This window comes from Pseudomonas sp. MN1F (genome assembly GCF_009391885.1).
Taxonomy (GTDB): Bacteria; Pseudomonadota; Gammaproteobacteria; order Pseudomonadales; family Pseudomonadaceae; genus Aquipseudomonas.
In genome coordinates, this window is the sequence record NZ_VZII01000022.1 from 24,259 (window position 1) to 39,239 (window position 14,981).

General features: G+C 55.4%; 15 protein-coding genes and 2 pseudogenes. 6 read left to right on the forward strand and 11 right to left on the reverse strand.

Annotation, left to right across the window (positions count from 1 at the left end; translation table 11 throughout):
- Positions 1 to 677: 677 nt before the first annotated feature.
- Entirely contained in the window at positions 678 to 1,004 is a 327-nt protein-coding gene (locus tag F6X59_RS12625) for a DUF2790 domain-containing protein (protein ID WP_011953106.1), read from the forward strand.
- Between the two features lie 32 nt (positions 1,005 to 1,036).
- On the opposite strand, the gene F6X59_RS12630 is transcribed toward F6X59_RS12625, so the two are convergent.
- The 3 genes from F6X59_RS12630 to F6X59_RS12640 form a co-directional block, all read right to left on the reverse strand.
- The gene (locus F6X59_RS12630; RefSeq protein ID WP_011953105.1) at positions 1,037 to 1,387 is read right to left on the reverse strand and encodes a DUF3147 family protein; all 351 of its coding nucleotides are present in this window, start codon (positions 1,385 to 1,387) and stop codon (positions 1,037 to 1,039) included.
- A 157-nt stretch (positions 1,388 to 1,544) separates the two neighbouring features.
- Positions 1,545 to 2,450: a cation diffusion facilitator family transporter gene (locus tag F6X59_RS12635; protein ID WP_010951438.1), complete on the reverse strand. Its 906-nt coding sequence runs from the start codon at positions 2,448 to 2,450 to the stop codon at positions 1,545 to 1,547.
- A gap of 54 nt (positions 2,451 to 2,504) precedes the next feature.
- Positions 2,505 to 2,843, reverse strand: a complete 339-nt coding sequence (locus F6X59_RS12640) for a zinc ribbon domain-containing protein (protein ID WP_071890582.1) — start codon at positions 2,841 to 2,843, stop codon at positions 2,505 to 2,507.
- Positions 2,844 to 3,333: 490 nt separating this feature from the next.
- On the opposite strand from F6X59_RS12640, the gene F6X59_RS12645 reads away from it, so the two are divergent.
- Together F6X59_RS12645 and F6X59_RS28665 are read left to right on the forward strand one after the other, a co-directional pair.
- Complete coding sequence (locus F6X59_RS12645; RefSeq protein ID WP_003298414.1) at positions 3,334 to 5,031, forward strand: phosphoethanolamine transferase; 1,698 nt, start codon at positions 3,334 to 3,336, stop codon at positions 5,029 to 5,031.
- Positions 5,032 to 5,153: 122 nt separating this feature from the next.
- Positions 5,154 to 5,282: a hypothetical protein gene (locus tag F6X59_RS28665; RefSeq protein ID WP_003253468.1), complete on the forward strand. Its 129-nt coding sequence runs from the start codon at positions 5,154 to 5,156 to the stop codon at positions 5,280 to 5,282.
- Positions 5,283 to 5,425: 143 nt separating this feature from the next.
- Here F6X59_RS28665 and F6X59_RS12650 read toward each other — a convergent pair whose 3' ends face one another.
- The 5 genes from F6X59_RS12650 to F6X59_RS12670 form a co-directional block, all read right to left on the reverse strand.
- On the reverse strand, positions 5,426 to 5,632 hold the full coding sequence (locus F6X59_RS12650; protein WP_011953104.1) for a hypothetical protein: 207 nt from the start codon (positions 5,630 to 5,632) through the stop codon (positions 5,426 to 5,428).
- 14 nt (positions 5,633 to 5,646) lie between these two features.
- Positions 5,647 to 5,871, reverse strand: coding sequence for a hypothetical protein (locus F6X59_RS12655; RefSeq protein ID WP_011953103.1), 225 nt, complete (start codon positions 5,869 to 5,871; stop codon positions 5,647 to 5,649).
- 205 nt (positions 5,872 to 6,076) lie between these two features.
- Complete coding sequence (locus F6X59_RS12660; protein WP_015268417.1) at positions 6,077 to 6,265, reverse strand: hypothetical protein; 189 nt, start codon at positions 6,263 to 6,265, stop codon at positions 6,077 to 6,079.
- Between the two features lie 461 nt (positions 6,266 to 6,726).
- Entirely contained in the window at positions 6,727 to 7,035 is a 309-nt protein-coding gene (locus tag F6X59_RS12665) for a hypothetical protein (RefSeq protein ID WP_012312015.1), read from the reverse strand.
- 412 nt (positions 7,036 to 7,447) lie between these two features.
- Complete coding sequence (locus F6X59_RS12670; RefSeq protein WP_012312014.1) at positions 7,448 to 8,104, reverse strand: hypothetical protein; 657 nt, start codon at positions 8,102 to 8,104, stop codon at positions 7,448 to 7,450.
- Positions 8,105 to 8,310: 206 nt separating this feature from the next.
- Between F6X59_RS12670 and F6X59_RS12675 the strand changes: the two are divergent.
- Positions 8,311 to 9,099, forward strand: a pseudogene (locus F6X59_RS12675) (NAD-dependent deacetylase).
- A gap of 317 nt (positions 9,100 to 9,416) precedes the next feature.
- On the opposite strand, the gene F6X59_RS28945 reads toward F6X59_RS12675, so the two are convergent.
- From F6X59_RS28945 to F6X59_RS28680, 3 genes and pseudogenes are all read right to left on the reverse strand, one after another.
- Positions 9,417 to 9,722 carry an STAS-like domain-containing protein gene (locus tag F6X59_RS28945; RefSeq protein WP_080516231.1) on the reverse strand — a complete coding sequence of 102 codons (306 nt, stop codon included), beginning with the start codon at positions 9,720 to 9,722 and terminating at the stop codon, positions 9,417 to 9,419.
- Positions 9,723 to 9,845: 123 nt separating this feature from the next.
- Entirely contained in the window at positions 9,846 to 10,865 is a 1,020-nt protein-coding gene (locus F6X59_RS12685) for an ATP-binding protein (protein ID WP_015268415.1), read from the reverse strand.
- Positions 10,866 to 11,288: 423 nt separating this feature from the next.
- Positions 11,289 to 11,624 (reverse strand): annotated as a pseudogene (locus F6X59_RS28680) (helix-turn-helix transcriptional regulator); the annotation flags it as partial.
- A 249-nt stretch (positions 11,625 to 11,873) separates the two neighbouring features.
- Between F6X59_RS28680 and F6X59_RS12690 the strand changes: the two are divergent.
- Together F6X59_RS12690 and F6X59_RS12695 are read left to right on the forward strand one after the other, a co-directional pair.
- Complete coding sequence (locus F6X59_RS12690) at positions 11,874 to 14,396, forward strand: heavy metal translocating P-type ATPase (protein WP_135198622.1); 2,523 nt, start codon at positions 11,874 to 11,876, stop codon at positions 14,394 to 14,396.
- A 337-nt stretch (positions 14,397 to 14,733) separates the two neighbouring features.
- Positions 14,734 to 14,934 carry a heavy-metal-associated domain-containing protein gene (locus F6X59_RS12695; RefSeq protein WP_004575963.1) on the forward strand — a complete coding sequence of 67 codons (201 nt, stop codon included), beginning with the start codon at positions 14,734 to 14,736 and terminating at the stop codon, positions 14,932 to 14,934.
- The last annotated feature ends 47 nt before the right edge of the window (positions 14,935 to 14,981 follow it).

A 14,981-nucleotide genomic window follows, 5' to 3' on the forward strand; every position in this document is an offset into this window, starting at 1 on the left:
GGTGTGAGGAAGGAGTTGGCCTAATCCGCCAAGATTATGGTTGCAGGCTGTTCGAAAGTTTGGCTGAGGGTATGGCATGTGGTAGTCGCTACCTCTGTCCATACGCCGGGTCACCTGAGGACGCTTGAATCTTAACGCGAAGAAGCTGGCCGCGGCGAAATCCTACAAATTTGTAATGTAGCCGCAAGATTTCTGACAGTAATGCAGGCTCCACCCCTAAGCATAGCGGATTCTGGGGCCTGCGGCGGTGTATGACAGATTCGCCTGGCAGGTGGAATCGGCCAGGACAGGCAGCATTTCGGTCGTTAGCTTGCAAGGACTGGTACTGGCCTTGGATCGAGGGCGCCACGCAGGCAGACCCCATGCACGGCCGCAAACCGCAGCGCCTTTCTGCAAATTAGTTCACGTGGCGGCTCGATATTCTCTCGAATAATTATCTTACAATCTATTACATGTCCAAATTGTAATTGCCCGATCATCTTGGTGTTAGCCTCCTTTGCTAGTTTAAGGGCAGCGGAAGAGGCATCGCTGCTTTGGAAATTGTCTCATTTCAAAGCAGCTTGGCAAGAGCACCGAGCAGTTGTTCGCGCCAGTGCATTCACCTGTAAACCATACGCTCCTTTGGTAGGTGAATTTTAGCGCCCCCCTACGGGCGCTTTTTTATTAAGGGACTTCTTATGAACACTACTGTATCAGCGATCGCCGTGTTTTTGCTCTTTACATCACTAACAGCCAATGCCCAAAGCGGTATGGAGATCAATAAACGCATCGAGCGTACTGCTAGAGAGGCTACAGCGGATTATGCTCAACGCGTAAAAAAGCCCATGCCTCAACTAGAAGACTACGCCTATGGCATGGACCTGGACGTTGGTAAGTTGGTGTATGTATCACCCAGTGTGCGGTACTGCGGTAATGTAAGAAGCATGATGACCTACGAAGACTCGAAAGGCGAACTGCACATGGTTCGCTACCTGGTGAAGGGCGAGTGTGTTAATAGCCGTTAAGACTCATCAAGATGATCCCTGCGGCCACCGGATCATAGAAGCTCAATGCCGAACCGGCGCAGCAGTATGGCGAAGCCTCCGAAGCTGGCCATTGTGATGAGGATGCTGCTGATCAGTGTCGGCCAAAAGCCGAGCTTAGGTAGCAGCAATGGAAAAGCAATAAACATCGGTAGGGTCGGAAGCACGTACCAGAACGTGTACCAAGCATGGTTGGAGATCTTCTCCATGCTCTGGTTCTCTAAATAGAGCCAGACCAACGTCACGACCGTGACCAAGGGTAGGGCGGCGACCAAGCCGCCCAGCTTGTCGCTGCGTTTCGCCAGCTCTGACACGAGAATCACTATACCGGCAGTGAGTAGGTACTTCGTGATGATCCAGGCCATCGCTGAGCCTTCTGGAGGTTGTTGACGAGGGCAGGCGAAGCCATTCACCAACCCCCTTGAAGCGCTCCTGCCGTTTACGGCATCCCTCACCGCATTTTTTTTGCAACATCACCCTCAGCCAGGAGGGTGATGTGTTTGCATGGTGTTTACCGATCGGTCAGTGCGAGGGTGAGGGAACGCTCTCGTGGAAAGCTGCCCGCTCGATCTGGATGGTGCAGTGATGGATTTCGAATGCATCGCTGACAGCATCCACGACGGCCGCCAACACAGCATCCCCATCTGCAGAATCCCGAACCACTACGTGCGACGTCATCACGTTACTGCCACTGCTGACAGCCCACACGTGCAAGTCATGAACGTCCGTCACGCCATCTACTCCGAGGATGGTGGCCTCGATTGCCGTAACGTCGAGCCCCCTCGGGACACCCTCCATGAGGATCCCCAGGCTTTCGCGAAGCAACTGCCACGTCCGCGGCAGAACCCAAAGGCCGATCGCCACAGCGACAATCGTGTCGACCCAGGTCCAGCCGGTGAAGCGGATGATAAGTGCCGCGATGATTACGCCAAGCGAGCCGAGCATGTCGCTCCAAACTTCGAGGTAGGCTCCTTTGACGTTGAGGCTTTCGTTGCTCGCAGATGCCAGAAGGCGCATCGAAATTAGGTTGATGATCAGGCCGGCGATTGCGATCCACATCATCGCTCCGGTAGCGATCTCCGCCGGCATGAAGAAGCGCTGGTAGGCCTCATACAAGATGTACATCGCCACCAGGAAGAGCAGCACGGCGTTGAACGTCGAAGCCAGAATTTCCAGGCGCGCATAGCCGAAGGTTCTTTTCTGATCCGCCGGCCGCTTGGCTATCTGAAGTGCAATCAGTGAGATCGCCAAGGCGGCAGTATCTGTGAACATGTGAGATGCGTCCGACAGCAGCGCCAGGCTGCCGGTAATCCACGCACCGATCACTTCTGCAATCATGAAGCTGCCAGTCAAGCCGAGCGCCATGATTAGCTTCTTCTGATGCCCCTCGCGTACTGCAGCGCTGCCATGGTCATGATTTGAACCCACGTATTTCTCCTTGCGCAGGGTTGTGGTCTCGTTGGCCTTCCTGTCTACCTAGCCTTAGAGCGTCGCTTGGCCACAGTGACTGCAAAATCTTGCTCCTGCACTCAGCAGCGAGCCGCAGGCGGTGCAACCACTCGATAGCGGTGTTCCGCAGTTTAGACAAAAGCGTGCTGACGGATCGTTGGCCGTCCGGCACTGCCTGCAGCCCTGCAGATCTTTGATGGGGGCAGGAGTGGGAGGGCGCCCGCCGTCATACACCTGATTACCGCCGTCGCAGCCCTGCTGCCGGCCATGGCGATCATATTGCTCGGCCCCATGTCCCCCGCTGTGGTGCTTGCCTCCACCGTGGTTTCCACGGCCATGGTGCCCGCCCAGGATGTTTTTGAAAAAGCTCATGGTATTCGCCCCTCATTGATGGGTGACATATTAACGAGCAAAAGTTGAAAATAATATTCTGCTCGCGAGAAAGACTTGTAAGTTGAATTGAAAGTTCAAAATTAGCCTACGACAAAACGAAACCGTTTTGTTTGTGAAATTAAATTTATCTAGCTGAGCGGAGCATTGCTTTTGGTGGGTAGTATCCCCCTAATTTTGATCATAGCGTGATCAATGACAATCAAAACAGCAGTAATTGGATTTCTGTCAGCATTGTAATCCCGAGGTCATCGTGTCGTTATCAGGTCCCGGAAATAATGCGCTCAGCGAGATTCATTTCTCTTTTTATCCCTATGCCTCACACATACTAAGCGTCCCCAACGCCTAGGGGCCTAAGGCCTCTGACGCTCCGCACATTGCGCAATCGCTCAGCATCTGTCGACGGTTTGCCTTGTAGCTCCCGCTAACTCCATAGCTACCGCCATGGATAAGCAGCTTCCAGAGTTTGATAATGACACCTTCCAAATCCATTGTTCACACCCTGTTAAGCAAATGGATCTTTGCTATTCGCAATGCGCGGCAGAAAGGCATCAGTACTAATTTGCTAATCGGCCTGGTGACTTTTTGGTTACTGCTATTCGCGAACGCTGAGCTCTGGAACGTGCTCTGGAAGCTGGTATTCAAAACCGATGAAGTGAACTGGCAGCTAGCGGCTAGCCTCCCAGTCATAGTATTCGCATGGGTGTTTACCGTTCTGAGCTTGCTGTCATGGGGGCGGCTGGCCAAACCCATACTGTGCCTGGTACTGATCAGCGCGTCTTTTGCGAGTTACTTCATGAATGCCTACGGCATCGTGATCGATTACACAATGTTCACCAACGTTGTGGAGACCGACGTCGCTGAGGCAACCGAGCTGCTGAATTGGAAGCTCGGTCTTTGGGTCGCAATGGTTGGGGTGTTGCCCGTCTACCTGATTGCCCGGGTTCCCCTCCGGCGCAAGCCTTGGGCCAAAGCTTTGGTCAGCAGGTTCATTGCTCTGTCGCTCGCTCTGTTGACCTTATCTGGCATCGCGTTGAGTCAGTACCAGTCGTATGCCTCCTTGCTGCGCAACAATCGGGAGATCCGGCTGATTCTGGTACCTACCAACTTGTTTGCGGCTGGCCATGGGTACCTGAAGCGTCAGCTGGCCTCACCTAAAACGCTGACGGCCATTGGTACTGATGCGGTAGTTAATCGACAGGGTGCGGCTCGTAAACCCAGGCTGCTGGTACTGGCAGTAGGAGAGACCGCTCGCTCCGCCAACTTCTCCCTCAACGGCTACTCCCGTGAAACGAATCCGGAACTAGAAAAGCGAAATGTCATTAGCTTCACGAACGTGAGCTCCTGCGGTACCGCTACCGCGGTCTCGCTGCCATGCATGTTCCTGGACGTGGGTAAGGCCCAGTACAAAGATGGCTTGGCCAAGAGCCGAGAAGGGCTGCTCGACGTGCTTCAACGCGCTGGCATCAGTGTCATGTGGACTGACAACAACTCGGGGTGCAAAGGGGTCTGCGACAGGGTTCCCAACCACAAGGCTGCCTCTCACGCGGATTCCCAACTGTGCACCAGCGAGGAGTGTAAGGACGGGGTGCTGCTCACGGAGATGCAAGACTTCATCAAGCGCCAGGAAGGCGATGCTGTCCTGGTGCTCCACTACAAAGGCAGTCACGGCCCGGCCTACTACAAGCGCTACCCCTCGCAATTCAAGAAATTCGCACCGGTGTGCGAGACCAACGAGCTCGACAAATGTAAGCAGGAGGAGGTGGTCAATGCCTACGACAACTCAATCCTCTACACCGATTATGTGACTGCAAATCTCATCGATATCCTGGCGGCCAACACCAAGTTCGACACTGCGCTGATGTACGTTTCGGACCACGGCGAATCGCTGGGGGAGGGTGGGCTCTATCTACACGGGCTGCCTTACGCGATGGCTCCTGACGAGCAAACAAAGGTGCCGTTGGTACTTTGGATGTCTGACTCGCTCGCGAAGAGCGAAAAGGTCAACGTGGGTTGTTTGAAAGCTCAAACCACGTCACCGCTGAGCCACGACAACCTGTTCCACACCGTGCTCGGCATGATGAACGTCCAGACGTCTTCGTATCGCTCAGCGCTGGATTTCACTGCCCCTTGTAAGCCCTTTGTCGGAGGCTCTTATTCTGGCCTCTGAATGTTCGATGTGGACCGGATCATCGGCCAGGCGGTTCTGCACCAGCCTGCTTTGACAGCTGAGAGAAGCTGGACTAATTACATAGCTGCATTCAACAACCCAAGCGGAAAAGGAAGTTTTGCATGAGCATCAAGCCAGGCCCAAAGCGCACCAATGAAGATGGCACTCCGGACAAAAGGCAGCGAGTCACCCCTGAAAAGCAGAAGGACCATCCGGACCTGAAACCCCACAAGCACAAAAAGGGGGAGTAAGAAAAAAGCAGCTCTCGGGAGCTGCTTTTTTTTTGGGGCTGTGTGCAAACCCTCCCGACCGTCTCGCTGATCAATCGGACCGCGTCGTGAGTCTTCCGCTTGGCTTGATGGATTCTGAAGCTACCTCCGGATCGGTTATCCCTTCAGTGCGGACGACGAGACTGATATCCCAGAGCGTTGAGCTGATACTCGCTGACAGCCCGAAATTGTGATTCTGCGATTTGACGCAGGCGCTCAACCTCTTCGGCAGATGAGCCAGAAGCCTGCGCCTCGTGGTATTGCTTCATCGCATCCACTGCGTCGGTATACATGGGGTGGTCGGGGAGAAGAGCTGGTATCTTTTTCGTCATGTAGCGGCAGGTCCTCACTGGATAGTCGACGGTGGTTTACCTGCTTTGAGGAGCTGAAAATCAATGACCGCCTGATAGAGCGAATCTGCCAATAGGTGAAGACGCTGTACCTCAAGGTCTGGCAATCCAGCAGCCTCCGCTTCGTGGGCCTGTCGGATAGCTTCAAGCGCTTGCCTCATCAGTGGCTCACCAGCCTCGACCATTCCAATGAATGTGCGCTTCACAACATTTTGCTCCATTCAGCTGAAGATGAATTATAGGACACCGCGGCGTGGCAAGGCCCCGAGCAGCACAGGTGTTCGACGTCCGGCTGAACGAACCAATGAGGAGCGCGCTGGCCTGGGGAGTGGCCAGGGCGCGTGTCATAGCTACGTTGTAAACCACTTTTTTCACTGTAAACCACTGTGGTTTACAGTGAAAAAAAGTGGTTTACAGCAGGCCTCCTCAGGCCTGAGTCAGCTCCAGCAGATCGCCCAGTTCCTCCCGGGCCATCTTCACTCTATCCATTCTGCGATAAGGATGATCAACCGGCATCCGGATAAGAGATTCGAACCAAGCCGAATCGAATTTGATGACTTCCTTGTGAATGTGCTCAAGCTCACCTCCGCGAGGCTGTGACACTACAAACTCCATGCTTGCCTACATCGAATGCCGAGTCGCTGGCAGAAACCGGATTGAAATCGACGACCTCCACAAGGCTTACCGATCGAGCGCGTATACCACCAGCTCGAAAGAGGTCGAAGAACTGCAGTTGTTGGCCATTAGCAAAGGCAATCAAGGCGGGCATTTGGACCTGCGCTGTCCATTTGACTTACCTGTTGAATACAAGTCGAACGTGGTGAGTTTTAACAGGACAGACCGTGATCAGCGTGTACAGACAAGGGTCTTCGATTCGTCGGCTACCGAGACTGAGCGCACCCTACTGAGGCAGATCACCCAACCGGATGAGAACGCTCCGGTCAAAGCGCCTCGTCGTAAACCGCTTCCAAAGGCGACCGACGAAGACCTAGCACTAGCCTTCCATCGATACGTGGACTCACAGTCCCCGTCCTCACCTAAAAAGCCGAAGTAGCATGGCTGGTTTGGCTTTCAAATCAATGACCATCACGGAAGAAGTCATCCCTGGAAGCGAGGCCGAAGTCATCCTCGGGCTGCTGCGGATCACCTTCAAACATGTTGGCTGTGCGCCGCTCTTGCTTGAGGTAAGCGATGGTTTGGAAGAAGCAAGGTTCACATAGGTGTACCTCATAGCGCTCTCCGTCATGCAGTGCACCAAAGCCCCAGTGCGCCTGGAGCACCCCATACTGCAGGCTGCCGTTTTCCAAACGTGTGGAGGAGCCGCATACGTCGCAGCTCACGTCGACCACCGCTTCTGTTTCTACACGACCAGTGATTTTCATCATGAAGCCTCTGCCAACGTTGGGACAAATGATTACGCCAGAGTTGGGCCTTGGAGAGCATCAATATGCGCCGTATCGGTATTCCTGCGGCGAGAGTCGGCCGCCTGGGCCGAATAGCAAGTGGGAGGTATAACGCTCCAGAAAAGCTATGGCTTCCTTCTGAACGCATCCCTCGTAGTAGGCTCGCCGGGCTAGCGGAACTGTGGCCCGATTTTTCAGGCACAGCTTCACCAACTCTGATAACAAATAACCGCGAACGTCATATCGAGCATCAACCGCCTTGATCACCGTCGAATAGCAATCATGGAAGACGGGTCGCCAGTTACGATCGTTGCGGGGAGCTGGTTGACTGCTCATCTTTGATCCCCTGAGACACTATCCATCGGGCGCGTCACGGTATGCAATCTGAAGCCGTTCATCTAATCACACGTCTTCCTCTTGGCTTTTTCTTTGCCGCAGCTAGCACCCATTCTGGGGCGGATGACAGCAAGGCTTTGGGGGCGATACCGCCCAGAGACGAATTTTCTGATTGGAACCAAGCCGCCATAGACCACTCGTCCATGCGAGTCGAGAGAACGGACAATACGTCGCAAAGGCTGCTGATCGGTTGATAGCCGTTGCTACCGTCCAAAGCATAAGCGGGGAAGAAGTCGACCTTCCCAGGTCGAAGCGAGAAGATCTGACCATCAGCCAGTAGCTGGTCGGGGTCAACTCCACCCCCTGGGGTGGAGGTAGATGCGAGCTGAAGCCATTGCTTGCCTGATATCCAGTCTCCGCTTTGGAAGACCCTGGAGCGGATGAGCCCGGCTGAAACGCCACTCTTCAGGATGGATTGAGGCACCGACTCTGCGGGGAGAAAGCAGTCGATGATGAGATCTAGCGCTTCCTGGGGGTATTCATCCAGCCGCCACTCGAATAGATCGTTGTACATCTGCAGGCCACCAAGGTAAGCATCGATCGTCCGGTCTGAATTGGCTTCAATCGACAGGGTAGCAACCAAAGCGACCTTGCTTTTATTCAGGGCGGTTGAAGGCTCATGTCGGGTCTGGATGTGAGCAAAGGGAGTGGTCATATGCACCTCCCGCGATGGGGCTAGAGATAGCTGTAGGTCGGGTAGCTGAAATCCATTGGAGGTTTACTAGAGCGGTAGCAGCAGTATGCGGCACCCTGCGCTCTACGCTTGGTTTTCCGATCAAACGCGAGTGCTTTAGCTGGGATGTGCGGCCGTTACCGTGTTTACTGCAAGGGAGTCCCCGCTGCGGGGCTGAGGTGTGTCCAATGAGCAATTTGCAAAGAGCTGCTGAGGCTTTGCGCAGGTCCAAGAGGGTCGTTTTTTTCACGGGTGCTGGCATCTCTGCTGACAGCGGAATTCCGACCTTCCGCGACAAGCTGACAGGCCTCTGGGCGAAGCATGACCCTCAGCGTCTCGAAACAGCGGACGCCTTTCGCAAAAATCCAGCTCTCGTCTAGAGCTGGTATCTTTGGCGCCGGCAGCAGGTTGGCCAGGCCAAACCTAACTTGGCTCATCTATCTATTCCACGGATAGCTGATGCTGGCTGGAACGTATCTGTCGTTACCCAGAATATTGATGATCTGCATGAACGAGCCGGCTCCAGTTCGGTGATACACCTTCATGGCCGCTTGATGGACGTGAAATGCTTCGGATGCCACCGGCCAGCAGAGTTATCACCAGATCAACTGGCGGTTCCCCCGGCGGGACAGATGATCGAGCCTCCGCGGTGCACTCGATGCAACGGGAGGTTGCGCCCTGGGGTGGTCTGGTTCAGAGAGAATCTTCCAGAGGATGCGTGGCGTTCAGCAGTAAGGCTTGTGGAAGCCTGTGACTTGCTGATTTCGGTGGGTACATCTGGCGTAGTCATGCCGGCAGCCGGTATTCCAGATATGGCTCTGGCGGCCGGGGCAACCGTGATCCATGTGAACCTTGACGACGTGGGGATGGACGGGGCGGAAGAGATAATGCTCGTTGGGCCTGCAGGGGTGGTATTACCCGCTTTGCTTCAAGCCGCAGGAGTTGCAGGTCCGTTGCAGCTTGATGGTTTTACTTAAGGAGCCAAGCCAGCTCTCCAATCCGCAGATGCTGTGCACATTTTTTTGCACATATCTCACGCCACGATACCCCAGTAGATTCAGGCTTTTCGCAGCCTTTGCATAGGTGAGTCGCGATGGATTTCTACACATCTCAATGAGGAAACCTAAGCTCCGTTTTCCACGTATTCCTCCGCTACAGAACGCTTTTCTGCGGTGTGTCCCCTGACATTCGCTTTTCAGGGCGAGCTATGGGGGCCACTCAAGACGGCTATCTTTTGCCTGGCACCAATGAAAAGGCCCTCAATATTGAGGGCCTTAAATTCAATGCGGATCCGTCACGCGGGCATTTTTTGCAGCTGTCGAACTCGATCATGGACCACAAATTTAATGATTCCTTTGACATCGTTGGTGCAGTTTTCAAAGGCAAGGCGCGATACCACCTGGCGACCCTCCTTCAGAATCAGCGCCCCGATCAACTCGTCGACGAAGGACTGAGTGACATCGTTCCCAGCGAAATCTATGACAACGCTCTCACCACTGCTGAGCGAGCGTTCGATTTCGGTACGGTAGGGGATCGCTGAAGCTCGCATTCCGTACGTTCGGATAGAACTATCCCTACTTAATCGAATTTGAGTTTGCATGTCGTAACCCCTTGTATTGCATAATCCTTTTTTGCAGCCCGAGAGTTTCAGTTGACGCTGAATCTCCCATTTACCGCTCCTTGCATGATCGACTCTAGCCCTCGAGCTATCAAAAAGCCAGAGCTAGCGGAAATTCAGATCTAGGTCGAGATCGTCGTCAACCTGTCCTGCATCGTCCTTCGGCAGCAAGTCACTGATCGAAATGGTGGGCAGCAGCTCACGGGTACAGCTAAACGCGATCGATACACCATTCCACAGCGCATCATGCAGCTCCTGAGACTGCCGACGCTTTGTGTCATGTATGCCATTGCCGCTCACGATGATCAAACCACCGCCCGCCGCGTCTGCAATTTTTGCGGTAGTTGTTAACCCGATACCTTGGTTCTCGCTACCCAGGATCTGGGCCATCGCACCCCGGTTGCAGCTCACTCGCGGTTTGAGTGCCGCCTCGATCGCGTGCAAATGCGTGCGGTCATGAAGCTCAGGGTGATTCCTCAGTGTCGCGAGAAACCCACACCCATTATCGACGATGGCCATGCGTACAAGGTTCAATTTTGGATAAAACTGACAGGTCAGCCAAACGGCGGCGTCACCACGTCCCTCTCTGCGGGCGTGAGTAAGCGAGTTTTCCAATAGCTCCTTGAGCGAATACTCCAGAGGGCCCCGGTAGGAGTCAAACTCATTCCGTCCCGTGTGCTCGTCGACTGGGGCATCCGGGTCCGATTGAGTCAACCTTCCCGTAATAGCTCTAGCGAGGCGAGAGGCTGCAGCCTCTGCTTGATGGTGTTCGCTGATTTTGGTGATTTCCACCAACGAGGTGCTTCGGTCGTTTCGACGTCCTACCCCCGATAGATCTACACCCTCTACATCAATGTCCTTGAAAAAATCCATCCTGGCCAGGTAGGAGGTCAGGTCTCTGCTCAAAAACTGCATCGAAACTCGCTTCTGGACCAACTGGTTTTCAAACAACGCTCGCAGCGTGGCCATCCCTAACGGATCGATATACGAGAGGTTGCTAGCGTCTAAAACGATGTCACCAGGGCAGTTAATGATTTCTGCGCACACAGAAAACAGGTCATGGGGCGATCTTGAGCCAAGCCCCCAAGGAAGAACGATCGCGTTTTCAATATCGATGGCCTGCATGCAATTCCCTGGCAACGGAGCTAACCCTTTCGGATAGATATAGGGCTCGATAGTAGCCCATTGCCTGCCGGGTAAGCACTCACCTATTTTTTGACGAGTAGTGCCGGCATAGAATTGGCGCGCGGCAGTAGCGGCCTGTGGATGGTGGATCGCGCTCGCCTTGGGCTCAACACGCACGAAGAAAACACGGCCAACGCCCTGCCACGGGTCAGCCATTCAAGCAAAGATGGCCAGATCAAAGCCTTGTGCGAGAGCACTGGAGCAGGTTTGTGAGTCCGCCGAGCAGTTTCATCTCCGACGTCTGCTGTGGGCAAAGGCAAAGCTGGAAGGGGAACAGCGAAGAGTGACCCGATCAGCGCTGTACCGCACCGCATGTATCAGGTCTGGGGCTTGAGCTGTTAGATCGCATAAGGCTACCTTGGCCGGCAACTGGAGAACGAACTGCACCTCGTCTTCCAATGCGTTGGCGTGGAAGTAACTGAGGAAGTACTCGCTTTGACGGAACTGGTCAGAAGCGATCTCCTCCAGGCGTTACAGCCCACTGGGCAGGCCTTCCTGACAGGCCTGGTAGAAGGGGTCGAGCAAGTATAGGCCGTCCAGGCAGGAAAGCATGGACGGCGTTCCCCACCGGGAGCCGGCGTCGTACTCCTCCAGCGGCTTGGGCACTCCCTCGCCGGGGTACAAGGCAGCCAGCGCATTGTCGAAGGGCAACCACTGGTGCAGCAGCAGGATCAGCAACCTCCAGAAATGATCTATGCCATGACGCTACACCACAACAATAATCGACACGCTTACAGGAGCATTGATTGGCGTCACAGCTGTTCAAGGAGATGTTGTCTAGGCTGGACAATACGGCAGCGGCCGATATTTCCCACCCAGCTTGGGAGTTGATCATGACGGAGCCCATCGCCGTGGTACAGATCTGGCAATACCTTTTTGGCGGACTAAAGGCGGTATTGCACTGATCATGCTGGCCATATTTGGCCTGTTTTATGTGGCTCGTGCACTATGGCCACCTGTCACAGGCACTACAGTTATTTAATTTTGTTGCTCTGTCCGCTGACGCAACTCTTCGGGCACAACCATGGCGGGTATTCTCACCAGAAGGGTGAAAACTCGTCCAAACCGGACAACAAAGGGAACTACTTCATGCACACCGAATCGTGCCAGCATGACCATGACCATGACCATGACCACTCGCACCCGCATGAGCAACCGGATGGTAGTCAGCGCGATTTGGTATGCGGTATGACGGTGCCACCGGATAGTCGCTACTTCGAGCTATACGAGGGAAGGACATACCGCTTCTGCAGTGAAAAGTGCCTGACGAAATTCCGCGCAGCGCCTGTGCATTATCTTAGCCCTCCCCAGGACCAAGAACACGCGGGCCATCTCCACTCGGCTGCCCCGCAGCCAAGCAACGCGGCGGACGCCGAATACACTTGCCCGATGCATCCCCAAATCCGCCAGCGTGGGCCGGGCAGTTGCCCAATCTGTGGCATGGCCCTAGAGCCGGTAATACCGGAGCTTGAGGAAGACGAGAACCCGGAACTCAAGGACTTCTCCCGCCGCTTCTGGTGGACCTTGCCCCTGACGGTCATCGTGACCGTGTTGGCCATGACTGCCCACCAACTCCAATTGCTGCATGGTGCCACACAGAATTGGGTGGAGTTGATTCTGGCCACTCCCGTGACACTATGGGCTGGCTGGCCGTTTTTCGTGCGTGGGGTCGCATCGATTCGTAATCGCAGCCCGAATATGTGGACCCTGATAGGTTTGGGAACGGCTGCGGCGTACCTATACAGCGTTGCGGCCACAGTGTTCCCGCAGGTTTTCCCGACGACTTTCATGCAGGATGGCCGCATCGGTGTCTACTTCGAAGCGGCTGCAGTCATCATCTCATTAACGTTGCTCGGCCAAATGCTCGAGCTCAAGGCGCGCTCACAAACCTCCGCCGCCATCAAGTCGCTCCTGGGTCTTGCCCCCAAGACGGCCCGTCGCATCGGGGCCGATGGTCAGGAGGAAGATATTCCGCTCACCCACGTGCATACGGGCGACCACCTGCGCGTTCGCCCTGGCGAGAAGGTGCCGGTCGACGGGGTGGTCCTGGAAGGCGAAAGTGCTATCGATGAATCCATGCTGACAGGCGAGCCCGTGCCAGTGATGAAGAAAGCTGGGGATGCACTCATCGGTGCCACGCTGAATACCCACGGCAGCCTTGTGATGGCGGCGCAGAAGGTCGGCGCCGAGACAGTGCTCTCGCAAATCGTGCAGATGGTCGCGCGGGCTCAGCGCTCGAAAGCCCCGATGCAGCGGATGGCGGACACCGTGGCCGGCTATTTCGTCATGGGGGTGATTCTGGTCGCGCTGGTCACGCTCTTCGGCTGGGGGCTTTTCGGACCGGAGCCTGGCTGGGTCTTCGGCCTGATCAATGCGGTCGCGGTCCTGATCATTGCCTGCCCCTGCGCGCTCGGCCTAGCCACTCCCATGTCGATCATGGTCGCTACCGGGAAGGCTGCCAGCAGTGGCGTGCTCTTCCGAGACGCCAGTGCTATCGAGAACCTCTGCAAGATCGACACGCTGATCGTCGACAAGACCGGGACCCTCACCGAGGGCCGGCCAGTGTTTCATAGCGTGGTCGGTACCGGGCAGTTCATGCCACCCGAAGTCTTGCGCCTTGCCGCCAGCCTGGACCAAGGCAGCGAGCATCCGCTGGCACATGCGATTGTCGATCATGCGCGAGCGCATGGACACAGCTTGTCCAAGCCAGAGGCGTTTGAGTCGGGCTCTGGGATCGGTGTACGTGGCCAGGTGAACGGCAAACGGCTGCAGCTTGGCAACACGACCTTGATGGAAGAGGCTGGCCTCGACACCAGTCCGTTGCGAGACCGCGCCGAGCAGCTGCGTCTGGAAGGCATGAGTATCATGTACTTGGCCGTCGATGGCGTGCTCGCTGGCCTGCTAGCGGTGTCCGATCCGGTCAAACCCACCTCCAAGGAGGCGGTAACCCGGCTACAGGCAGAAGATGTGAAGGTCATCATGGCCACCGGCGACGGCCTGACTACGGCACGTGCGGTCGCGAAACAACTCGGCATCGAGGAAGTCCACGGAGAAGTGAAACCCGAGGACAAGGAGCAACTGGTGGCGCTCCTGCAGGGCGATAAGCGCCGGGTTGCCATGGCAGGAGATGGGATCAACGATGCCCCTGCGCTGGCCCGGGCTGATGTCGGGATCGCCATGGGAACTGGCACCGATGTTGCCATGAACAGCTCCCAGTTGACGCTGGTCAAGGGCGACCTGATGGGCATCCTGCGGGCCAGAACACTATCCGTGGCCACGGTGAAGAACATGCGTCAAAACTTGGGCTTCGCATTCTTCTACAACGCTATGGGCATACCGCTGGCGGCAGGTTTGTTCTACCCGCTTACCGGCCATCTATTGTCACCGATGATTGCGGCATTGGCCATGAGCGTAAGTTCGGCTTCCGTGGTATTCAACGCACTGCGGCTGAAGCGCGTAGTCACAGACTGAAATGGGCACACCGCAACCTATGAGAGGAAGTTCCGCCATCAGCGTTTCAACGCCTGATCCATATGACTGACTGTCTAGGGCTTTGGCCTTAGCGGGTATGTCCGCGAGTTCGGCGCCAATCTGGTCCTGATGGAGGACATCGGGCAACTGCGACGTCCGCCATCTTCTGCCAAGATCGTAAGGGACAATTGTGATGCAGCAGGGGCCGCCGCCAGAGGAGTTGGACAAGATTTCAGGGCGAAGATAAATCCTTTGACCGGGCCTTGACCTTGTCATCGTGTCAAGGTTGAAGCTGTAAATGCGGCGAGAAAAGCCGTACCAGCATGAGAGGCCCGCTATGTTCGTTTTGGAAGTTTCCGGTATGGGATGTGGCAGTTGTGTCAACAAGATCACCAAGGCCATCCAGGCTGCCGATGGCGACGCGAAGGTGATCGTTGATCGTGCTGCCGGTACAGTGAGTGTCCAAAGCAACATCGAGGCGGAACGCGTCGGTGCACTGGTCCAGGCGCTTGGTTACCCAACCAAAGTCAGTCGCTAAGTCTCGTTACCGCTCAGATGGCAAGCCGCCGTGCCATGTTTCATGGC